Here is a 20,990-nt window from a genome sequence, read left to right as displayed (position 1 = left end):
GATCACGGTGTTGACACAAACGAACGTTTGTTAGTAGAGCTATACCTACCAAACGCTTGCTTCATTTGGAAGGGGTGACGGATGAAACCAGCCTCACCGCCGGTGCCGGTCCGGGACGCGGCGGAAGCGGGCGTCCCGCCCGATCCGGAGCTCGACCTGCTGTTCCATCCCCGTACCGTCGCCGTCATCGGCGCCTCCGACACTCCGGGCCGGCCGACCACCCTCAACTGGCGTCGCGTTCGGGACTGGGCCGTCCGGACCGGTGCGACGGCGGTGCCGGTCAATCCCCGGCGGGCGGAGGTCGACGGGACACCCACCTACCCGTCGGTCAAAGAGGTTCCCGGGGACGTGGATGTCGCCGTGGTCCTCGTCAGCGACGTGGACCGGGTGGTGCAGGACGCCGTCGACAAGGGCGTGCGATTTCTCGTGGTCTTCGCCGCCGGATTCGCCGAGACCGGGGCGGACGGGGCCCGACGGCAGGCCGACCTGGTCCGTCGCCTCGCCGCCGGCGGTGTCCGGATGCTCGGGCCGAACACGAACATGAATCTCTTCGAAGCCTTTCGCGACGACCTGCCCGGCCGGGCGATCGCGCTGATCACCCAGAGCGGGCATCAGGGCCGACCCGTCTTCCAGGGGCAGGAGCTCGGCATCCGGTTCAGCCACTGGGCACCGACCGGCAACGAGGGGGATCTGGACGCGGCCGACTTCATCGACTACTTCGCCCGGTTACCGGAGACCGGCGCGATCGCCGCATACCTCGAGGGCTTCCACGACGGGCCGGCGTTCCAGCGCGCGGCGGCTCGGGCCGCTCAGCTCGGCGTGCCGATCGTCGTGGTGAAGGTGGGCCGCACGGCGGTCGGACGGTCCTGGGCACAGTCACACACCGGACACCTGGCCGGCGCCGACCACGTTGTCTCGGCGCTGCTGCGCCAGTACGGGATAGCCCGGGTCGACGGGCTGGACGAGCTGCTCGACACGGCCGCCCTGTTCGCCCGGGCCAAGCGCCCGCCGGCCCCGGGCGTCTGCGTGTACTCGATTTCCGGCGGGACCAGCGCGCACATGGCCGACCTGCTCACCGCCGCCGGCATCGATCTGCCCGAACTCACCCCGCAGACGCGTGAGCGGTTACGGGAGTGGATTCCGGACTACCTGCGGATCGACAACCCGGTGGACAACGGCGGACACCCGGTGGGCGACTGGCGGGGACGGAAGATTCTCGACACCATCCTCGCCGACCCCGGCGTGGGCATCCTGGTCGTACCGATCACCGGGGCCTTCCCGCCGATGAGCGACGCCTTCGTGGCCGACCTGGTCGCGGTGTCGGCCACCACCGACAAGCCGGTGTGTGTGGTGTGGGGCTCGCCGTCGGGCACCGAGGACGCCTACCGGGTCGGGCTGCTGGGATCGCAGCTGCCCGTGTTCCGTACCTTCGGCAACTGCGTCACCGCCATCCGGGCCTTCCTCGATTTCCACGCGTTCCAGGACGACCTGTCCGAGCTGGTGCCGCCCGAACCGCGCGCGAACCCCGCGCCTACCGCCACCCCCGGGCGGACCTGGACCGAGGTGGAGTCCAAGGAGCTGCTCACCCGGTACGGGATCGCGGTGACGCGGGACGTGCTGTGCCCGGACGCGACAGCGGCCGCCGTCGCGGCGGCGTCGTTCGACGGACCGGTGGTGCTCAAGGCGGTCGCGGCGGGCATCGCGCACAAGTCCGACCTGGGCCTGGTCCGCCTCGGCGTACGCGGTCCGAACGAGGTGGCGTCCGTGGTGGCCGAGTTCGAGCAAGTGGTCGCGGCGCAGGCGGGCGCGAGCTGGCAGGGCGTCCTGGTCAGCGAGCAGCTCGGTGGCGGGGTGGAGATGGTGGTCGGCATCGCCCCTGACCCGGTGTTCGGGCCGGTCGTCATGGCCGGCATCGGCGGCGTCGCCGTGGAGGTGTACCGGGACGTGGCGTTCCGGATCCCACCGTTCGGCCGGCGCGAGGCGCATCGGATGCTCCGCGAGCTGCGTGGCTTCCCGCTGCTGGCCGGGCACCGGGGCGCGCCGCCGGCGGACCTGGCGGCCCTGGTCGATGTGATCATGGCGGTCCAGGACATCGCCCTCGACGGAGTGGTGACCGAGCTCGATGTCAACCCGCTGCTCGCCCTGCCGGACCGGGCGGTGGCGCTCGACGCCCTGGCGACGGGAGCGGATCATGGCTGAACGCGGACTGCTGGCCGGCGTACGAGTGCTCGAGAGTTCGCTGCTGGAGCCGGGTGCCCTCGGCATGACCCTGGCCGAGCTGGGCGCCGATGTGATCAAGGTCGAGCCCCCGGGCGGCGACTACGTCCGCACCATGGCCTGGCCGATCATCGAGGGCGTGTCGTTGCTGCACTGGCATGTCAACCGGGGCAAGCGCAGCGTCGGCATCGACCTGCGGACCTCGGCCGGCGTGGAGCTCTACCTGGACCTGGCCGAGCGGTCCGAGGTGGTCATCGAGGCGATGCGTCCCGGTGCCCTCGCGCGTCGGGGCATCACCGTGGAGCGGCTGCGGGAACGCAACCCGGCGCTGGTGGTGTGCAGCGTGTCGGGCTGGGGGATGACCGGCCCCTACCGGGACATCCCCGCGCACGGCATCGGTTTCGACGCATGGGCCGGCCTCGCCGTGCCGGCCGTGGACGACGAGGGCTTCGTCAACCTGCCGCCGCACACCACGGTCGGGGTGCGGGTCACGCCGGTCTGGGGTGCGTTGGCGGTGTGCGCCGCGCTGCTGCGGGCCCGGGCGACCGGGGTCGGCGCCCATATCGACCTCGCCCAGAGTGATGTCGCCGCGGCCACCAACTGGTATGCCATCGAGGGCACCCGGGCCTATGAGCGGCCGGCGACGGAGGTGACCGGGAATCCGTCGGACGGCGGCGCCCGGCGGGCGCCGGGGGTGGCCGGGATGGCGGGATCCGTCCGCTACCAGTACTACCGGTCGCTGGATGGTCATGTCCTGCTGATGGCCTCCGAGCGGGAGTTCTGGCGGAACTTCTGCCTCGCGGTCGGCCGGTCCGACCTGTTCGAGGCGAACCCGGGCGAGCGGTACGCCGATCACGCTCGCGGCAATCAGACGCTGCGGCGGGAGCTGCAGGCGATCTTCGAGACGCGCACCACGGCGGCGTGGGTACGTCTCGGCGCCGAGGCGAACTGTCCTATCGCGGCGGTCAACGACGCCGCCTCGATCGCCACCGATCCGCAGTTCCGTGCGCGGTTGCCGTGGTCGCCGGCGGAGGAGAGCGGCGCCGAGCTGATGCCCGGCCCGATCCGCCTGGTGGACGAGGAGCGGGTTCCCCTGTGCGCGGCGCCGGGCGCGGGGGAGCACACCGACGAGGTGCTCCGGTCGGTGCTGGGCATGACCGGCGCGCAGATCGCCGACCTGCGAGCGGCCGGGATCGTCGATGGCCCCGTACCTCGCGAGGAGCCGGGGGCAGGGGCTTGACGCAGATCACACCCGAACCTACAGTGCCAACCAAGCGCTTGCTACATCCGTGGCCGGCATCGGAACCTAAGGAGAGCCTTCGTGCGGAAGCGACTCGGTGTAGTTCTCGTGGCCGCCGCACTGGCGGCGACCGCTTGCAGCCCCGACCCTGACGCGGATTCTGCTGACGCCAGCGGGGGAGATCAGCCTTATCGGATCGTCCAACTTGTGGGTCTGAGCCAGCCCGGACCGTCCGCGCTGAACGCGCAGGCCGCGTCCCAGGGGGTCAAGGCCGCCGTTGCCGTGCTGAACAGCAAGGGCGGGATCCTCGGCCGCAAGGTCGAGTTGGAAATCATCGACGAGGGTGGAAACCCGACCACCGCCGTGACCAAGCTCCAGGAGCGGCTCGCCAAGGGCCCGAAGCCGAACCTGGTGCTGCCGGGCAACACCAGCGCCGAAGCGCTGCCCATGGCCCCGATCCTCACCGAGGCGGAGATCTTCTCCGTCCAGCAGGCCAGCGCCTCCGCGCTCGACGACCCGGCCAAGTTCCCGTACCTGTTCAAGACCCCACCCGTCCCCGAGACCTGGGCGAAGTCGCTGGCCGACTATGCCAAGTCGAAGGGCGCTACCAAGATCGCGATGATCGCCGGCAAGGACGCCTTCGCGCAGGCGACCGCTGAGGCGACGCGCAAGGCGATCGCCGACGCCGGCCTGACCCTCTCCGGAGACGAGACCTACACCGCGGAGGACCTCGACGTCACCGCCCAGCTCGAGCGACTGCGGGCGACGAAGCCGGACCTGCTGTTCATGCAGGGGGCCGGTGCCTCGGTCGGCTACGTACTGCAGAGCCGGCTGAAGATCGGCTGGACCGACATCCCGCTGGTGGCCGACTCCACCTCGGCGACCACGTCGTTGCTCAACCACGGGGCACCCGACGGCCTCGTCGGGACACCCGCCGCGCAGAACGTCAGCGTCCAGATCGTGTCCGCGGCCGTCAAGGGGCACCAGGGAGCCAACCCGGGCAGCCTGGACACCATGATCACGGCGCTGAAGAAGGAGGGCGAGATCAAGCTGCCGCTCAACGTCTACTACGCCTACGACGCGGTCATGCTGGCCGCCAAGGCGGCGGAGAAGGCCGGCACGATCACCGACGCCAAGGCTGAGGCCAAGGCCCTGGAGACGTTCACGCCGCAGGAGACCGGCCTGTGGGCGCTGGGCAAGTACACCTTCACCGCCACCTCGCACGGGCCCGCCGTCGACGTCTCGTCGGTGGCCATCATCCCGGCGGCGGTCCTCACCGAGGGGCAGTACGCGACCGCCTCCTGACGATCCGACGCGGCCCCGGCCCGACCCGCCCGTGCGGGACGGCCGGGGCCGCGGCCCATCAGCGATCCCCGGACCCGAGACGAGGTGGCGACGATGACAGCCGGGCAACGCATCTCCGTCAACGGGGTTGCCGCCCTGGGCCGGCCCCTCGCCGACGAGCTGGCGATCTACCGGGAAGCCGGCGCCGAGCTCATCGGGCTGCCCGCGGGCAAGCTGAAGCAGATCGGCTGGGCCACCGCGCTGGACGAGGTCAGGGCCAGCGGCCTGACCGTGGCGTACCTCTTCATGCCGCTCACCTGCCACCCGACGGACGGCGCGGGTTGGGCTGCGCAGGCGCGCACGCTCGCGGCGGCGCTGGACGCGGCGGCGGCGCTCGGCGCCGGCACCCTCTACCTCACCAGCGGCCCGTCCGGTGCCCTGAGCTGGGAAGAGGCGGCTGACTCGCTCGCCGAGCGGCTGGCCCCGGCGATCGGGCGGGCCGCGCGGCTCGGCGTCGCGCTCGCGGTGGAGAACACCATGTCCATCCGCGGCGACCTGAGCTTCACGCACAGCCTCCAGGACGCGGCGGCGCTGGCCCGGCGGCTCGACATCGGGCTCTGCGTGGACTTCTACTGCTGCTGGCAGGAGCGGGGGCTGGTCGACACGCTGCGCGCCGAACTCGACCGGGTACGGCTGGTCCAGGTCAGCGACTTCCGGTTGGGCACGCTGAGCCTGCCCAACCGCTGGGTGCCCGGCGACGGGGACATCCCGCTGGAGCGCCTGCTGCGGCAGCTCACCGGGCTCGGCTACCGCGGTCTGCTGGACCTGGAGCTGCTCGGCCCGGCGATCGAAGGGGAAGGGACGCCGCAGGCGCTGGCCCGCGGCGTCCGATGGCTCGCCTCCCGGATCGGCCGCTGACGCCGGCGCGCCTCAGCCCTGCTTCATCGAGCGCGCGGTCTGCCCGGCCAGCGAATCCCCCCCGACCTCGGCGTTGTGCGCGTGCGCGGCGTGGTGCAGGCCGAAGACCGAGTCCATGCCGGCCCGCAACCCCATCAGATCCTCCGCCTGGTTGACCGCCTTCTTGGTCAGCGCGAGCCCCAGCCGCGGCATCTTCGCGATCCGCCCGGCCAGCGCGAACGTCTCGTCCTCCAGCGCCGCCCGGGGCACCACCCGGTTGACCATGCCCAGGGCCAGCGCCCGCTCGGCGCCGATGCGGTCCCCGGTGAACAGGAACTCCTTGGCGAACCGCGGGCCCATCACCCACGGGTGGGCGAAGTACTCCACGCCGGGGATGCCCATCCGCACCACGGGGTCGGCGAAGAACGCGTCGTCGGCGGCGACGATCAGATCACAGCACCAGGCCAGCATCAGGCCGCCGGCCACACAGGCGCCCTGCACCATCGCGATCGTCGGCTTGGGCAACTCACGCCAGCGTCGGCACATCCCGAGGTACACCTCGGACTCGCGGGCGTACCGGCTCTCCACGCCCTGCTTGCCGACGTGGTCCCACCAGAGGCCAGCCCGCCGCTCGAACGACGTGTCGACGTCCCGGCCGGGGGTGCCGATGTCGTGCCCCGCCGAGAAGTGCTCGCCCGCCCCGGCCAGCACGACCACCTTCACGCCGTCGTCCCCGGCGGCCCGGTAGAACGCGTCGTCCAGCGCGTACGTCATCGCCGAGTTCTGGGCGTTGCGGTACCGCGGCCGGTTCATGGTCACCACCGCGACCTCGCCCCGCTGGTCGTAGGTGACGACGTCGCTCTCGGTCTCGGTCTCGGTCACGGTGTGCTCCTTGTCGAAGTCAGCGGACGGGAACGGTGCCGGTACGGGCCAAGCCCAGGTGCTCCGCGATCCGGGCCCGGTGCCAGGCCGCCGAACCCCAGTCCGCGGCGAGCGCCCACGCGCGCTTGGCGTACAGGTGCAGGTCGTACTCGGTGGTGTAGCCGATGGCGCCGTGGCACTGCATCGCGGTGCGGGCCACCAGCTGGGCGGCCTCCGAGGCCAGCGCCTTGGCCAGCGACACGTCGCGCGCCCGGTCCGGGTCGCCGGCGGCCACGGAGAATCCGGCGCGGGCCACCGCCGGGGCGGCGAACTCCACCTGCAACAACGCCGAAGCGAGGTGGTGCTTGACCGCCTGGAAGCTGCCGACCGGCACCCCGAACTGGGTACGCGAGCCGGCGTACTCGACGGTCAGCTCCAGCATCCGCCGGGACAGCCCGATCAACTGGGCCGCGGCACCGAGCACCCCGCGCTGCCAGGCCCGCTCGACCACCACCGGGTCGTCGACCGTGCCGAGCACGGTGCCCCCGCCGATCCGGCACAGGTTCGCGGCCGGGTCCACCGCCGGCACCGGCTCCAGGCGCGCGTCGGACAGGCCGACGAGCTCGACCGGTCCGCTGCCGCCCCAGCCACCGCAGACCAGCAGGGTGGCCCGGTCGGCGAACCGGACCGGACCGGCGCCGGTCGAGTCGGCGGCGCAGGCCATCCCGCCGGCGAGCAGCCGGTCGGCCAGGCCGGCGGCCTCGAACAGGGCCGGCGCGACGCCGACCGTCTCCAGCACCGGCAGCGGGGCCGCGGCCCACCCGGTCTCGGTCAGCAGCGGGACCAGGTAGTTTTCGTCCAGGCCCAGGCCGCCGGAGCGCTCCGACAGCAGCAGCCCGGGCGCGCCGAGCTCGACCAGCCCGCGGTCCAGTGCGTCGATCGCCGGGGCGTCCGGCGTGGACCGGACCACCGCGGGCGGGCACAACCGTTCCATCAGCTCGTGCACGACCTCGCGCAGGTCCTGCTGTTCGGCCGTCAACGCGAACCGCATGCGATCACTTCCTGGGCAGGCCGAGCACCCGCTCGGCGACGATGTTGCGTTGGATCTCGTTGGTCCCGGCGTAGATCGGTCCGGCCAGCGAGAACAGGAATCCGCGGCTCCACGGGTTGTCCGTCTGCCCCTCAGGGCCGAGCAGCTCCAGCGCCGCCTCGTGCAGCCGGATGTCCAGTTCGGACCAGTAGAGCTTGTTCAGGCTGGACCGCGCCCCCGGGGAGCGCCCCTCGACGAGGTCGGTGACCTGCGCCAGCGTGAACAGCTGGTACGCCTGAGCCTGCATCCACACCGCGGTGACCTGGTCGACGAGCGGATCGGTGGCGGCCTCCGGGCGCGCGGCGGCGAGCTCCACCAGGCGGTCCGCGGCCCGCAGGAACCGGCCGGGCGAGCGCAGGGTCAGCCCCCGCTCGGATCCGGTGGTCGCCATCGCCACCTGCCAGCCCTGGTTCACCGCGCCGAGCACCGCGCTGTCCGGCACGAAGGCGTCGTCGAAGAACACCTCGGCGAACCCCTCGTCGCCGTCGAGCCGCTCGAAGCCACGGACCGTCACGCCCGGGGTGTCCAGCGGCACGAGGAAGTACGTCAGGCCGCGGTGCCGCTGCGCCGCCGGGTCGGTGCGGAACAGACCGAACAGGTGGGTGCAGAACGCGCCCCGGGTGGTCCAGGTCTTCTGCCCGGTCAGCCGCCAGCCGCCGGCCTCGTCGTCGCGCTCGGCCCGGCTGCGGATGCCGGCCAGGTCGCTGCCGGCCCCGGGTTCCGACCAGCCCTGGCACCACAGGTCCTGCGCGGCCGCCATCCGCGGCAGCAGGGTGTCGCGCTGCTCCGTCGTGCCGAACTCGAACAGCGTGGGCGCCAGCAGGAAGATGCCGTTCTGGGTCACCCGCTGCGGCGCGCCGGCCCGGTAGTACTCCTCCTCGAAGATGAGCCACTCCCAGAGTGAGGCGTCGCGTCCGCCGTACTCCTTCGGCCACGAGACCACCGACCAGCCGGCGGCGTACAGCTCCCGCTCCCATTCCAGGTGCCGGGCGAAGCCGTCGCGGGTGTCGCCGGAGGGCAACGGCTCGGCCGGCACGTGGGCGGCCAGCCACTCCCGCGCCTCCGCCCGGAATGCCTCCTCGGATTCGCTCCAGGTCAGGTCCATCGCAATCTCCGTCGTCTCGCCGTCAGCGATACCGGCGTAGCTCCTGGCGAGCCACCGTCCGGATGTGCACCTCGTCCGGCCCGTCGGCGATCGCCAGGATCCGCGCGCTGGCCCACATCCGGGCGATCGGGAAGTCCTCGGTCACCCCGCCGCCGCCGTGCGCCTGAATGGCCCGGTCGAGCACCGCGCGGGCCACCCGGGGCGCCACCACCTTGATCGCCGCGATCTCGGTGGCCGCACCCTTCGCGCCCACCCGGTCGATCAGCCATGCGGTCTTGAGCACCAGCAGTCGGGCCTGCTCGATCTCCATCCGGGACTCGGCGATCCAGGTCCGCACCACGCCCTGGTCGGACAGCGGCCCGCCGAACGCCACCCGCGACATGGTCCGGCGCACCAGCAGCTCCAGGCCGCGCTCGGCCATGCCCAACGTCCGCATCGCGTGGTGCACCCGGCCCGGCCCCAGCCGGGCCTGCGCGATGGCGAAGCCGTCGCCCTCGCCGCCGAGCAGGTTCGTCACCGGGACCCGTACGTCCGTGAACCGGATCTCGCAGTGCCCGTGCTGGTCGTGGTAACCGAAGATGGGCAACGAGCGGACGATCTCGACGCCCGGCGTGTCGACCGGGACGAGCACCATCGACTGCTGCCGGTGCGGCGCGGCACTGGGATCCGTCTTGCCCATCACCACCAGCAGCTCGCACCGCGGGTCCGCCGCGCCGGTGGTCCACCACTTGTGTCCGTTGATCACGTACTCGTCGCCGTCACGCATGATCGAGGTGCTGATGTTGCGGGCGTCGGAGGAGGCGACCCCGGGTTCGGTCATCGAGAAGCCCGACCGGATCCGCCCGTCCAGCAGCGGCGCCAGCCAGCGGGCCTGCTGCTCCGGCGTGCCGAACAGGTGCAGCAGTTCCATGTTGCCGGTGTCCGGGGCCGCGCAGTTCAACGCCTCCGGCGCGAGGTACGGCGATCGTCCGGTCAGCTCGGCCAGGTAGGCGTACTCCAGGTTGGACAGCCCGGACAGGTCCGGCAGGAAGAGGTTCCACAGGCCCCGGCGGCGCGCCTCGGCCTTCAGCTCCTCGACCACTGGGGGGAGGGTGTGGCTGCGCGGGCCGGCCTGCTCCAGCTGCGCGGCGTACACCGGCTCGGCGGGGTAGACCCGCTCGGCCATGAACTCCTCGAGCGCCGCCAGCAGCTCGCGGGCCCGCTCGCTCGGGCCCAGATCCATTCCCGCGTACGCCGTCCCGGTGGTCACGGCCGCTCCCCGATGGTCAGGACGATCTTTCCCAGTGCGCCACGGTTCATCACGGTGGCCAGCGCGGCGGCGGCCTCGGCCAGCGGGAAGCGCCGGTCCACGTGCGGCCGCAGCAGGCCCGCCGAGTACCACTCCAGCAGCCGGGACATGTTCTCCGCGTTGGCCCCGGGATGCCGGCCGGCCCAGGCGCCCCACAGCACGCCCAGCAGTTCGCCCTCCGTCAGCAACAGCCGGTTCATCCCGACCCGCGGGATGTCACCCGAGGCGTATCCGACGGTCAGGTAGCGGCCGCCCCAGGCCAGCGCCCGCACCGCGGCCTGCGCCGCCGAGCCGCCGACCGGGTCGTAGACCACGTCCACCCCGGCGCCGCCGGTCACCTCGTTCAGCCGCGCGGCCAGGTCCTGCTCGCGGTAGTCGATCAGCTCGTCGGCCCCGTGCGCGGCGCAGAGCCGCAGCTTCTCCGGGCTGGACGCGGCCGCGACCACCCGGGCGCCGAGCACCTTGCCGATCTGCACGGCGGTCAGCCCGACCCCGCCGGCGGCGCCGAGCACCAACAGCGTCTCGCCGGCCCGCAGCCGCGCCCGGTCCACCAGACCGTGGAACGACGTGCCGTAGACGACGGGGAAGGCCGCCGCGTGGCCCAGGTCCATCCCGTCCGGGAGCCGGTGCACCCGCTCGGCCGGTACCGCGACCTGCTCGGCGTAGCCGCCGATGCCGCAGAAGGCGGCGACCCGGTCACCGGGGGCGAGTCCGGTCACCCCGTCGCCGACCGCCCGCACGGTGCCGGCCACCTCGCACCCCGGGCTGAACGGCAGCGCGGGCTTCGTCTGGTACGTGCCGGCGACCATCAGACCGTCCGGGAAGTTCACCCCGGCGGAGCGGACGTCCACCACGACCTGGCCCGGGCCGGCGACCGGGTCCGGCACCTCGGCCTCGACCAGGTTCTCCGGCCCACCCAGGGCGCGACACAGCATGGCCTTCATCCGTGTCTCCTCACGCCGTGGATCCGGAGGACCCGCCGAACTGGTCGCGGATCCGGTCGGCGACCCCGGCCAGGTTGAGCTCGAAGGTGAAGCTCTGCTCGAACCGGTAGCTGCGGTTGACGTCCCACAGGTCGATGCCGTTGAGCGACGCCTTCGCCGCACGGATCACCGTCGGGTCCTTCGCCGCGATCTGCCGGGCCAGCTCCAGGGCGGCGTCCCGCAGCCGCGCCGTCGGCACCACCGCGTGCACCGACCCGTAGGCGTGCAGTTCGGCGGCGGTCGCGGTGGCCGCGGTGTAGACCATCGCCCGCATCCGGTGCTGCGGCACCAGCCGGGCCAGGTGCGTCGCCGCGCCGAGCGCGCCCCGGTCCACCTCTGGCAGGCCAAAGGTGGCGTCCTCGGCCGCGATGATCATGTCGGCGTTGCCGACCAGGCCGATCCCGCCACCGAGACAGAAGCCGTTGACCGCGGCGATGACCGGCACCGGGCACTCGTAGACCGCCTTGAAAGCCGCGTAGCAGCCGCGGTTGGCGCCGAGCAGCGCGGTGAAGCCCTCGGTGCGCTGCATCTCCTTGATGTCCACGCCGGCGTTGAAGCCGCGCCCCTCGGCGCGCAGCACCACCACGCGTACGGCCTCGTCGGCGCCGGCGGCGTTGAGCGCGTCGGCGACGGCGAACCAGCCGGCCACCGGCAGCGCGTTGACCGGTGGGTTGTCCATGACGATCTCGGCGATGCCGTCGGCGTCGACGGTCAGGGTGACGATCCGGCGATCGGCCGCCGGGGACTGTTCACGCGACATCGGTCGCCTCCTGCTCGCGTTGCGCCGCGTCCGACACCACGAATGTCGACCACACCGTGACCGCCGCGCCGCCGGTCTGGCGGCGGCAGGTCAGCTCCACGTCCACCCGGCGCTCGCCGTCCTGCTCGTACTCGCGCACCACCTTGCCGTGGCAGGTCAGCGTGTCGCCCGGCCAGACCTGCTCGAGGAACCGGATGCGGAAGCCGCGCACGTTCTCCGCGCCGAGCCAGTCCGTGGCGTACGTGCCGAGCAGGCCGGCCTGCCACATTCCGACGGAGAACGGGGTGGGGAAGCCGGCCGCCCGGGCGAACTCCTCGTCGTGGTGGATCGGGTTCATGTCGCCGGACGCGCCCTGGTAACGCACGAAGTCGGTGCGGGTCACCGGCCCGACCGTCCAGGGGGCGGGCGCCGCTGGAACGCTCATGCCATCGCCTCGTCTGCTCGTGGCTGCTCCGCCGGGGGGCGTGCGGTCTCGACGCCGGTCAACCGGCCCTGGGCCACCAGTCGGCCGGTCTCGTCCCGGAACTCGGTGACCATGACGGCGAAGGTCAGCTCGCCGCCGCGGCGGCCCTGCTTGGTGTAGATCTCGCTGATGTGCGATTGGCAGGTCAGCCGGGTACCGGCGCGTGGCGGCGGGCCGAAGAAGGTGTACTCCTGCTCGGCGTGCAGGCCGCGCCGCTGGTCCAGCTCGACGGCCGGCCAGGGGTCCGCGTCGCCGGACTGCCAGAAGAACGTGGTGGTCAGGAACGTCGGCGGGACGACGGGCCGCTCGGCGTCCAGGTATGCGGGACTCGTCGAGCGGGTGGCCCGCGCGAACTCGCGGATCTTGCCGCGTTCCACATCCATCTGGAACGGGGCGCCCCGGGTGCCGACGGCGTCGGGATTGGCCATCTGATGCTCCTCCGGCTCAGGGGTGCTGGCTGCTGACCGAGACGATCTCGCCCGTCATGTACGACGAGTAGTCGCTGGCCAGGAAGACGAATACGTTGGCGACCTCCCACGGCTCCGCCGCCCGGCCGAAGGCCTCCCGGGACGCCAGTTCGGCGAGCAGGTCGTCGCTGGTGGCCCGGGCCAGGTGGGGGTGGACCGCGATGCTCGGCGCCACGGCGTTGACCCGGATGCCGTACTCGGCGACGTCCATGGCCGAGCACCGGGTCAGCGCCATCACGCCGGCCTTCGCGGCCGCGTAGTGGGCCTGCTCGGCCTGGGCGCGCCAGCCGAGCACCGACGCGTTGTTGATGATCACGCCGCGGCGGCGGGGCACCATGTGCCGCAGCACCGCCCGGCTCATCTTGAAGGCGGAGGTCAGCGTGACGGCCAGCACGGTGTCCCACTGCTCGTCGGTCATCTCCACCACGCTGGCCATGCCGCCCAGGCCCGCGTTGTTGACCAGTACGTCGATGCTGCCGTATTCGGCGGCGACGGTGTCCACCAGCTGGTCGATCTGCTGCTGGTTCGTCACGTCGCAAGGCACCGCGAGCGGCCGGACGCCGGTCAGCTCGGCCAGCCGGTCGGCTGCCTCGGCGAGGCGCCGCTCGTGCCGGTCGCTGATCGCGACCCGGGCGCCCTCCTCGGCGCAGCGGCGGGCGGTGGCGTACCCGATGCCGGTGCCGGCGGCGGCGGTGACCAGCACGGTCCGGCCGGCCAGCAGGTTGTGGGCGGGGCCGGCCCAGCCGGCCGTGGTGGGTTCAGACACGCGCGCGCAACTCCTTGTCGATCTCGGCCACGGTCCAGCGGGTGCCCCGGTCGACGCTCCAGCCGTAGCTCCAGCCCACAAACTGCCTGATCTCGCCGCCCTTGGCGTAGTAGACCGCGCCGTTGGCCGGGCAGTCCGCGGTGAGCAGCCAGGCCACCAGCGGGGAGACATTGCCGGGGTGGTAGACGTCGAAAGCCGCCGGGTCGGCCGGCGCGGCCACCATCTCGCCGATGCCGGGCAGGTCCTGGGTCATCCGGGTACGGGCGACCGGCGTGACCGCGTTGACCCGCACGCCGTACCTGGCCAGTTCCTGGGCCAGGATCACGGTCAGCGCGGCGATACCGGCCTTGGCCGCGCCGTAGTTGGTCTGGCCGACCGCGCCGATCAGGCCGGAGGTCGAGGGGACGTTGACCACCGCGGCGTTCGGCTGACGGCCCGCCTTCGACTCGTTGCGCCAGTGCTCGCTGAAGACCCGGGCGGGCGCGAAGGTGGCACGCAGCTGCCCCCGGATCACCGCGTCCCAGTCCTCCTCGGACATGTTCACGAACATCCGGTCGCGGAGGATGCCGGCGTTGTTGACCAGTCCGTGCACCGCGCCGAACTCGCCGAGCGCCAGCTCCAACAGTTCCCGGGCGCCGGCGATGGTGGCGGCGTCCGCCGAGCTGGCGACCGCCTGCCCGCCCGCCGCCCTGATCTCGTCGGCGACGGCCCGGGCGACCGCCGGATCGGCGTTGCGGCCGTCGGCGTCGGCGCCCACGTCGTTCACCACGACCCGGGCCCCCTCCGCGGCGGCGAGCAGGGCGTGCTCCCGGCCCAGGCCCCGGCCCGCGCCGGTGATCACCACAACGCGGTCGTGCAGTGCGGACATGGGCAATCCTCCTAGCAAGCGCTTGTTTGGTTAGGCTAGTGGCCGCCGCACCCGCCGTCAATGCCGGCGTCCCACTCGTGGATCGGCACGGTCGGCAGGCAACGCGGCGACGGCGGGTAGGAGGCCGACGCGGCGAACCGGGAAGTGACGTGTCGAGGCGGCGCCGCGGGGTCACCCGCCGGGGTGCTGCCGGGAGGTCACGCCCCGAGGCGGCCCAGCACCTCCGCCGCCTCGGCCATGATCCGGTCGATCAGCTCCTGGCAGCTCGGCAGGTCGTCGATCAGGCCCACCACCTGGCCGGTCGCCATGATGCCGAGGTCGGTCCGGCCTTCCAGGAGCGCGGCTCGGTAGAGCATCGGAGCGTTGGCGGCCATCACCACCTGGCTCCAGGTCAGCTCGTGGCCCCGCTTCATGGCCAGGCCCTCACGGACCATGTCCGACCACCGGCTGCCGGACAGCTTCCGGAAGGCGACCGCGTTGCGGGCCGCCCGGATCAGCCGTCCGGCACCGGACGTCTTCTCGATCTTGTCGATGGTGCCGGCCCGCAGCACCCGTTGCGGCACCCCGTCGACCTCCCGGGTGAGCACGGTGTCGGTCACGGTCTTCGAGAGGTAGACCTCCTTGACGGCGGGCGCGACCGGGGAGTCGGTGGTCAGCAGGAATCGGGTGCCCATGGCGATGCCGGCCGCGCCGTACGCGAGCGCGGCGACCAGGCCGCGGCCGTCGAAGAAACCGCCGGCCCCGATCACGGGAATGTCCACCGCGTCGACCACCTGCGGCAGCAGGAGGCTGGTCGGCACGCCACCGGTGTGACCGCCGCCCTCACCGCCCTGCACGATCACCGCGTCCACGCCCCAGGCCGCGACCTTCTCGGCGTGGCGGCGGGCCCCGATCGACGGCACCACCACGAGCCCGGCGTCCTTGCATTTGCCGATCAGGTCCTGCCGAGGCGCCAGCGCGAACGAGGCGACCCGCACCCCGGCCGAGATCAGCAGGTCGATCCGGCGCTCCACGTCGGGCTGGTCGGCGCGGAGGTTGACCCCGAACGGTCGGTCCGTCCGGGCCTGCACCGCGTCGATCGCGGCGGCGAGCTCCTCGTACGACAGCAGGCCGGCGGAGAGGATGCCGAGGCCGCCCGCGTTGGCGGTGGCGGCGGTCAGGCGAGGGTCGGAGACGTAGCCCATCCCGGTCTGCACGATCGGGTAGCGCACCCCGAACAGCTCACAGGCCCGGGTGTGCAGCGCCGACGGGATCGGACCGTCCTGGGGCACGGTCGTGCCATCTGCCGCAGGCCGGGTCATCCGGCCACCTCGCGGTCGCGCAAACCGCGCGGGTCGAGCACCTCGCGGATCAGCCGCAGCTCCGCCGCGGAGGGCTGCCTGGTCTGCGGCACCTCGTCGCCGGCCTCCAGCGGAAAGCCGGTGGCGTCCTGCACCTGCGCCACGGTGACGCCCGGGTGGACCGAGGCGAGGCGGAGCGTGCCGTGTTCGGGGTGGTAGTCGAAGACGGCCAGGTCGGTGACGACCCGGCGCAGGTCGTGGTAGCGGCTCGCGCCCGGCCCGGCCTGTGCGGCCCGGTCGTTGCCCACCCCGGAGACCATGTCGACCCGCGGCACGAACACCCGCGTGCTGTGTCGGGGAACCCAGTAGCTCGTCGGGTGGCAGACGGTGTTGCCCGGGGCGCCCCGCACGCCGAGGAGTTGCACCTTCGGCCGCCGGTAGTCGCCGACCGCCGAGATGTTCGTGTTGCCGTACCGGTCCACCTGGCTCGGGATCATCATCACGTGCCGCTTGCCGTGCCACACCAGATCGAAGATGGTGCGGAACGGGGCCCACGCCTCGACCTCGCCGGTCGCCGGCGTGCCGACCGGCCAGGTCCCGCGCACCAGGTACGACTCGCCGTCAGAGATCAGCAGGTCGGGGGAGAAGGTCTCCCGGGCCAGCCGTACGCCGATGGCGGGGATGGTGCCGAAGGCGCTGGCCAGCATCTCCCCGCTGTCCCGGAAGGCGTCGGCGCAGGCGACCACGCACACCTCGGCCCGGCTGGCGACGGCGTCGGTCGCCTCGGCCCGCGAGTCCATCACGTTCGTCATGCCGCCACCTCCTGACGGCGGGCCGCCACGGCCGCCTGGTAGTCCGCCTCCGAGCCGGCCAGGTAGCGGTCCCGGAACGCCTGCCAGGCGTCCGGTCCGGCCGCCGAACCGGCGTACTCCCGCTGGAAGTCCTCGTCCCGCTCGTAGTCCGGAGTGCACGAGGTGAAGTGGGCGCCGTTGGGGGCCTCGACCACACCGGTCACCAGCAGCCGGTTGATCCGGAGGGTGGCCGGGTGCGCCACCGCGGTCAGCTCGGCGGTCGGCACGATCTTCTCGCAGGACATGTACGCCTGCTCGGCGGCCATGCAGTACAGGTCGTCGAAGTACGGGTCCGGCCCGAGGAACTGACCGTTGCCGTGGATGTCGGCCCGGTTCATGTGGATCAGCGCGGCGTCCAGGTGCAGCGGCGGCATCGCCACCACCTCGTCACCCCCGTACGGGTCGGCGACGGTGCGCAACTGCGGGTTGTGGGTCAGCACGTCCGAGCCGAGGCCGGCGCGGGTGGGCAGGAACGGCAGCTTCAGGCCCGCCGCGTACAGCCCCCACTGCAGCATGCCCTCGTCGTACTCGACGACCTCGATCGCGCCCGCCTGCCGCGCGGCCCGGAAGTGCGGGTCCAGGGCGATCGAGTCCAGCGAGACGAAACCGAAGACGAGCTTGCGGATCTTGCCGGCCGCGCAGAGCAGCCCGATGTCCGGGCCGCCGTAGGAGACCACGGTGAGGTCCCGCAGGTCGGACCGGAGGATCTCCCGGACCAGGGCCATCGGTTTGCGCCGGGACCCCCATCCGCCGATCCCGATGGTCATCCCCGAGGTGAGCCGGCTGACCACATCCTGCGCGGTCATCCGTTTGTCCGCCATCTGCAGCTCCCGATTCTCTCCCGCGCCGTAGCAAGCGCTTGGTTGGCACCATAGCAGTCGCGGCCCGCCCGTCAACATCTGTCGCGGTGGGCGTCCCGCTGATACGGTGCTGCCAACCAAATGCTTGCTTGAGAGTCGGCCCCCGTGGCCGCGTCGTCCAGGAGGGCCCGGTGACTGATCTCGCCGCCCGCATCGACCGGCTGGAGTCGGTCGAGCAGATCCGCCAACTGGTGTCGCGCTACGCGCTCGCGCTGGACAGCCGGGATGTCACCGCCCTCGCCGCGCTCTTCGCCAGCGACGTACGGGTGGGCGACGGCCGGGTCGGCCGGGCTGCCCTGGCCGAGTGGTTCGACGGCATCCTGCGGCCTTACCGCATCACGTTCCACATCGTCGGCAACCACGTCATCGACCTCACCGGCCCGGACTCCGCCGACGGGCTCGTGTACTGCCGACCCGAGCACGAGGTGGGCGACCAGTGGATCGTGATGCCGGTGATCTATCACGACCGCTATGTCCGCGAGGCGGACGGCAGATGGTACTTCCGCAGCCGCAAGCCCAAGCCCTTCTACGCCGCGGACATCCGGGAGAGCCCGCTGCGGGTGCCGGGACGGTTCCACTTCCCGGACAACCCGTACCTCACCGGGTCCAGTCTGCCGGAGAGCTGGCCGAGCTGGCGGCGGTTCTGGGGCGAGAGCGACCCGCCGGCGGTGGGCTGACCGGCGCTGCCCGGCTCATGACGCAAGCCGGGCGAGCAGCGCGTACAACGGGTCGCGGCGGTCACGGAAGCCGGTCGGGCCGGGCGCCTCGCGCGGTGCCCACCGGCCGGCCTCCGACCGGGTCCACTCCCGTACCGCCCAGCGCTCCGCGATGGCCCACCGGCCGGCCCGACGGGTCATCAGATCCACGTAGCGGAAGCCGCTGGTGAAGTTGAACCTCGGGTCGTCGGCCGGCTCCCCCCAGTGCACGGCGGTCCCGTACGTCTCGACCACCGCCCGGTCGCCGTGCAGCTCGGCCAGGTGGTTGCCGACGATGTGCATCGTGCCGGTGAGCCGGCGCAGCAGCGGCTCCACCCACGCCAGGAACTCGTCGACCGGGCCGTCGAAGCCGGTGTGGTGGTCGATCCCGTCGGGGTGGTACGCCGACCTGACCAGATCGAGGTCGAGCCGGTCGACACCGCGGCAGTACCGCAGGACGACCTCATGGATGCGCTGCCGGTCGGCCAGCTCCGTGGCCTGGGTGCCGGACATCCGGCGACTCCTCTCCCGCCCGACTGCGGCGCGGTTACTGGGTGACGGTCCAGCCGCCGTCGACCGGCAGGAAGACCCCGTTCACATAGCTGGCCAGTGGGGACAGCAGGAACAACACGGCGTACGCGATGTCATCCGGCGTGGCCATCCGATGCAGCGGAATCCGGCCCAGCACCCGCTGCCCGACCTCGCTCTCGGCGAAGCCGGCGAGTCGCGGGGTGTCGGTCATCCCCGGCGCGACCGCGTTGCTGCGCACCTCGTCGCTGCGGTACGCCGCGAGGTGGCGGGTGTAGCCCATGATCGCTGCCTTCGCCGCGCAGTACCAGTCGGAGGCGGTGCCGACCAGATTGCCGGCGACGGACGCGATGTTGACCAGCGCCGCGCCCTCCGGCGCCCCGCCGGTCAGCCAGGTGTCGGTCACCCGCCGGACGCTGCCCATGGCGATCCGTAGCGCCTCGTCGAACTCCAGCTCCACCGCGGAGGACGGGCCGGCGTTGTTCACCAGGTAGCGGATCACGCCGAGCTCCCGGGCGCGAGCGAACGCCGCCGCGACGGCTGCGGGGTCGCTGACGTCGGCGGTGATCGCCACCGCTCGGCCGCCCGACCGCTCGATCCGCTCCACCGTGGCCCCCGCGCCCGCCGGGTCGAGGTCGACAGCGGCGACGGCCAGTCCCATCTCGGCGGCCCGGGTCGCGATCGCCCGGCCGATGCCGCTGCCGGCGCCGGTGACCAGCACGACGTCGCCTGGGGTGAAGCCGAACTGCGGCACGCTCATCGGGTCTCCTTCGGCGTCCTATCAAGCGCTTGCTCGGACGGTAGGCCGGTTGCCGGCACCCGTCAAGCCCGAATGCGGCGGGCGCCCAGCGCGAGGGCCAGACCGGCGAGGCCGGCGACCGCCCCGTAACCAGCGAACGCCCAACCGGCGCCGACCAGCCGGACCAGACCGCCAAGGCCCAGGCCGCCGAAGGGGAGCAACCCGCCCCAGCAGACGAAGTACAAGCTCATCACCCGCCCGCGCTGCGCGTCGTCGACCAGATGCTGAAGGATCGAATTGATCGAGGTCATGATCGACAACGTGAGCCCACCACCGAGGATCATCAGCACGGTCAGCAGCGGGAACGACGGCACCACGCCGAACAGCGCCATCACCACTCCGAGCACCACGAGCTGGACCGCCGCCGGGACGGGGCTCAGCCCCCGGCCCCGCCAGGCCACCGAGAGCACCCCGATGAGCGAGCCGACGCCGCCGAGGGTCACCAGGGTCGGGAAGGCGGACTCGCTGTCGCCGCCGACCCGGGCCGCGATCAGCGGGAGCTGCGCCAGATAAGCCGAACCGAAGACGGAGGTCGCCGCGACGATACCCAGCGCCGGGAGGGCCGGGTGCCGCTCACGTACATGATGGAACGCGGCGGCGAGCCGGCGCCCTGCCGACTCACCAGGCGCCGCCCGCGCCGCCCGCGCCGCCGGTCCGCCCGCACCGAGCCGGCCAGCCAGCGCCGCGGCGCCCAGCGACAGCACCGCGTAGACGCCGAACGCGCTGGCCGGGCCGCCGATCAGCAGCACCGGACCGACCAGCGCGGGGCCGGTGATCCGGGCAAGGTTCAACCCGGCCGACTGGAGCGGCACGGCGCTGGCCAGGTCCTCGTCCGGCACCACGGCGGCGATCAGAGCCTGGCTGGCCGGAGACACGATCGTGATGACACAGCCGGCCAGGAAGCTGAGCACCATCACCGCCGGCGTCGACATGACCGCCAGCGTGGCGAGCAGGGTGGCCGCCACCGCCAACAGCGACGCGGCCGCCTGGACGGAAACCATCAGACTGTGCGAATCCCAGTGGCCGGGTTGCCGGAACCGATCACTCGTCGCTGATCTCACAGGCGGATCCGGACAGGCTGAAATTCTGCTGTGCGGTGGCGTCATGTCCATTGCGGACTCAACGGCCGGCGGGCTCGGCTGCGGGTGGCTGACGTCGTCTTCTCCGACACCCGCCGGCCGCAAGAGGTTGCCTGTGGTTCCGACCGCCATCGGCGGGGCCGAAACGCATGGGCAACTGTGGAGATGCGCCGGGGTAAAGCGGCCGGGCAGGCTGGTCAGCGAGTCGCCCGTCGTGGCGCGGGGACCATGAGGGCCATTTGGCTGGTCGGGTCGTGCTAATCGGAATGAGGTTGCCATGACTAATCCGTTCGAGGACGCTGACGCCCTGTACCTAGTCCTGATGAATGACGAAGGGCAGTACAGTTTGTGGCCGGCTGGCATTGCCGTCCCGGATGGCTGGGTTACGGCGCATGACACGGATTCCCGCTCGAATTGCCTTCAGTATGTCGAAGAGCACTGGACTGACATGCGTCCTAACAGCCTTGTCCAGGCTGAGCGGGCGTGAGTGACATGGAGTTGCTGACGGAGGCGGAGCGGGAACTGGTCGTCTCGCAGTGGAATGACACGGCGCGGGATGTGCCGGAAGTGGTGCTGCCGGAGTTGTTCGTGGCGCAGGCGGCGCGCACA

22 protein-coding genes are annotated in these 20,990 nt (G+C 72.2%); 6 read left to right on the top strand and 16 right to left on the bottom strand.

Translation table 11 applies throughout. From position 1 onward, the window contains the following. The first annotated feature begins 81 nt into the window (after nucleotides 1-81). From ACY34I_RS26810 to ACY34I_RS26795, 4 genes are all read left to right on the top strand, one after another. A complete protein-coding gene (locus ACY34I_RS26810; RefSeq protein ID WP_462757780.1) occupies nucleotides 82-2,199 on the top strand; it encodes an acetate--CoA ligase family protein in 2,118 nt (705 codons plus the stop codon). Continuing rightward, entirely contained in the window at nucleotides 2,192-3,457 is a 1,266-nt protein-coding gene (locus ACY34I_RS26805) for a CaiB/BaiF CoA transferase family protein (protein WP_462757779.1), read from the top strand. Before ACY34I_RS26810 ends, ACY34I_RS26805 begins: the two co-directional genes overlap by 8 nt. Nucleotides 3,458-3,664: 207 nt before the next feature. After that, the gene (locus ACY34I_RS26800) at nucleotides 3,665-4,762 is read left to right on the top strand and encodes an ABC transporter substrate-binding protein (RefSeq protein WP_462757778.1); all 1,098 of its coding nucleotides are present in this window, start codon (nucleotides 3,665-3,667) and stop codon (nucleotides 4,760-4,762) included. Between the two features lie 93 nt (nucleotides 4,763-4,855). Next, the gene (locus ACY34I_RS26795) at nucleotides 4,856-5,659 is read left to right on the top strand and encodes a sugar phosphate isomerase/epimerase family protein (protein ID WP_462757777.1); all 804 of its coding nucleotides are present in this window, start codon (nucleotides 4,856-4,858) and stop codon (nucleotides 5,657-5,659) included. 12 nt (nucleotides 5,660-5,671) lie between these two features. Here ACY34I_RS26795 and ACY34I_RS26790 read toward each other — a convergent pair whose 3' ends face one another. From ACY34I_RS26790 to ACY34I_RS26730, 13 genes are all read right to left on the bottom strand, one after another. Continuing rightward, entirely contained in the window at nucleotides 5,672-6,520 is an 849-nt protein-coding gene (locus ACY34I_RS26790; RefSeq protein ID WP_462757776.1) for an enoyl-CoA hydratase, read from the bottom strand. A 19-nt stretch (nucleotides 6,521-6,539) separates the two neighbouring features. Then, a complete protein-coding gene (locus ACY34I_RS26785) occupies nucleotides 6,540-7,550 on the bottom strand; it encodes an acyl-CoA dehydrogenase family protein (protein WP_462757775.1) in 1,011 nt (336 codons plus the stop codon). 4 nt (nucleotides 7,551-7,554) lie between these two features. Beyond that, nucleotides 7,555-8,694: an acyl-CoA dehydrogenase family protein gene (locus ACY34I_RS26780; RefSeq protein ID WP_462757774.1), complete on the bottom strand. Its 1,140-nt coding sequence runs from the start codon at nucleotides 8,692-8,694 to the stop codon at nucleotides 7,555-7,557. Nucleotides 8,695-8,716: 22 nt separating this feature from the next. Next, a complete protein-coding gene (locus ACY34I_RS26775) occupies nucleotides 8,717-9,916 on the bottom strand; it encodes an acyl-CoA dehydrogenase family protein (protein ID WP_462757828.1) in 1,200 nt (399 codons plus the stop codon). A gap of 23 nt (nucleotides 9,917-9,939) precedes the next feature. Then, a complete protein-coding gene (locus tag ACY34I_RS26770) occupies nucleotides 9,940-10,926 on the bottom strand; it encodes an NADPH:quinone oxidoreductase family protein (protein WP_462757773.1) in 987 nt (328 codons plus the stop codon). Between the two features lie 10 nt (nucleotides 10,927-10,936). Next, complete coding sequence (locus ACY34I_RS26765; protein ID WP_462757772.1) at nucleotides 10,937-11,725, bottom strand: enoyl-CoA hydratase family protein; 789 nt, start codon at nucleotides 11,723-11,725, stop codon at nucleotides 10,937-10,939. Further along, nucleotides 11,715-12,149 carry a MaoC/PaaZ C-terminal domain-containing protein gene (locus ACY34I_RS26760; protein ID WP_462757771.1) on the bottom strand — a complete coding sequence of 145 codons (435 nt, stop codon included), beginning with the start codon at nucleotides 12,147-12,149 and terminating at the stop codon, nucleotides 11,715-11,717. Before ACY34I_RS26760 ends, ACY34I_RS26765 begins: the two co-directional genes overlap by 11 nt. Next, nucleotides 12,146-12,616, bottom strand: a complete 471-nt coding sequence (locus ACY34I_RS26755) for an FAS1-like dehydratase domain-containing protein (RefSeq protein WP_462757770.1) — start codon at nucleotides 12,614-12,616, stop codon at nucleotides 12,146-12,148. Before ACY34I_RS26755 ends, ACY34I_RS26760 begins: the two co-directional genes overlap by 4 nt. Before the next feature lie 16 nt (nucleotides 12,617-12,632). Further along, nucleotides 12,633-13,421, bottom strand: a complete 789-nt coding sequence (locus tag ACY34I_RS26750; protein ID WP_462757769.1) for an SDR family oxidoreductase — start codon at nucleotides 13,419-13,421, stop codon at nucleotides 12,633-12,635. Further along, nucleotides 13,414-14,289 (bottom strand): SDR family NAD(P)-dependent oxidoreductase, encoded by an 876-nt coding sequence (locus ACY34I_RS26745; protein ID WP_462757768.1) that lies wholly within the window; start codon nucleotides 14,287-14,289, stop codon nucleotides 13,414-13,416. Before ACY34I_RS26745 ends, ACY34I_RS26750 begins: the two co-directional genes overlap by 8 nt. 197 nt (nucleotides 14,290-14,486) lie before the next feature. Beyond that, entirely contained in the window at nucleotides 14,487-15,542 is a 1,056-nt protein-coding gene (locus ACY34I_RS26740; protein WP_462757827.1) for an NAD(P)H-dependent flavin oxidoreductase, read from the bottom strand. A gap of 44 nt (nucleotides 15,543-15,586) precedes the next feature. After that, nucleotides 15,587-16,381 carry a CoA-transferase subunit beta gene (locus ACY34I_RS26735; RefSeq protein WP_462757767.1) on the bottom strand — a complete coding sequence of 265 codons (795 nt, stop codon included), beginning with the start codon at nucleotides 16,379-16,381 and terminating at the stop codon, nucleotides 15,587-15,589. Beyond that, nucleotides 16,378-17,241 carry a CoA transferase subunit A gene (locus ACY34I_RS26730; RefSeq protein ID WP_462757766.1) on the bottom strand — a complete coding sequence of 288 codons (864 nt, stop codon included), beginning with the start codon at nucleotides 17,239-17,241 and terminating at the stop codon, nucleotides 16,378-16,380. The genes ACY34I_RS26735 and ACY34I_RS26730 overlap by 4 nt, the downstream gene beginning before the upstream one ends. A gap of 170 nt (nucleotides 17,242-17,411) precedes the next feature. On the opposite strand from ACY34I_RS26730, the gene ACY34I_RS26725 reads away from it, so the two are divergent. Next, complete coding sequence (locus ACY34I_RS26725; RefSeq protein ID WP_462757765.1) at nucleotides 17,412-17,957, top strand: nuclear transport factor 2 family protein; 546 nt, start codon at nucleotides 17,412-17,414, stop codon at nucleotides 17,955-17,957. Nucleotides 17,958-17,972: 15 nt separating this feature from the next. On the opposite strand, the gene ACY34I_RS26720 is transcribed toward ACY34I_RS26725, so the two are convergent. The 3 genes from ACY34I_RS26720 to ACY34I_RS26710 form a co-directional block, all read right to left on the bottom strand. Beyond that, entirely contained in the window at nucleotides 17,973-18,488 is a 516-nt protein-coding gene (locus ACY34I_RS26720) for a nuclear transport factor 2 family protein (protein ID WP_462757764.1), read from the bottom strand. A 34-nt stretch (nucleotides 18,489-18,522) separates the two neighbouring features. Then, on the bottom strand, nucleotides 18,523-19,263 hold the full coding sequence (locus ACY34I_RS26715) for an SDR family NAD(P)-dependent oxidoreductase (RefSeq protein WP_462757763.1): 741 nt from the start codon (nucleotides 19,261-19,263) through the stop codon (nucleotides 18,523-18,525). A gap of 62 nt (nucleotides 19,264-19,325) precedes the next feature. Beyond that, nucleotides 19,326-20,408 carry an MFS transporter gene (locus tag ACY34I_RS26710; RefSeq protein ID WP_462757826.1) on the bottom strand — a complete coding sequence of 361 codons (1,083 nt, stop codon included), beginning with the start codon at nucleotides 20,406-20,408 and terminating at the stop codon, nucleotides 19,326-19,328. Nucleotides 20,409-20,658: 250 nt separating this feature from the next. Between ACY34I_RS26710 and ACY34I_RS26705 the strand changes: the two genes are divergently transcribed. Further along, nucleotides 20,659-20,868, top strand: coding sequence for an MbtH family protein (locus tag ACY34I_RS26705; protein WP_462757762.1), 210 nt, complete (start codon nucleotides 20,659-20,661; stop codon nucleotides 20,866-20,868). Nucleotides 20,869-20,990 lie beyond the last annotated feature (122 nt).

This window comes from Micromonospora sp. RTBAU3-60 (assembly GCF_054963695.1).
Note: the sequence above shows the minus strand (reverse complement) of the source record. Positions and strands in the feature narration are given on the sequence as shown.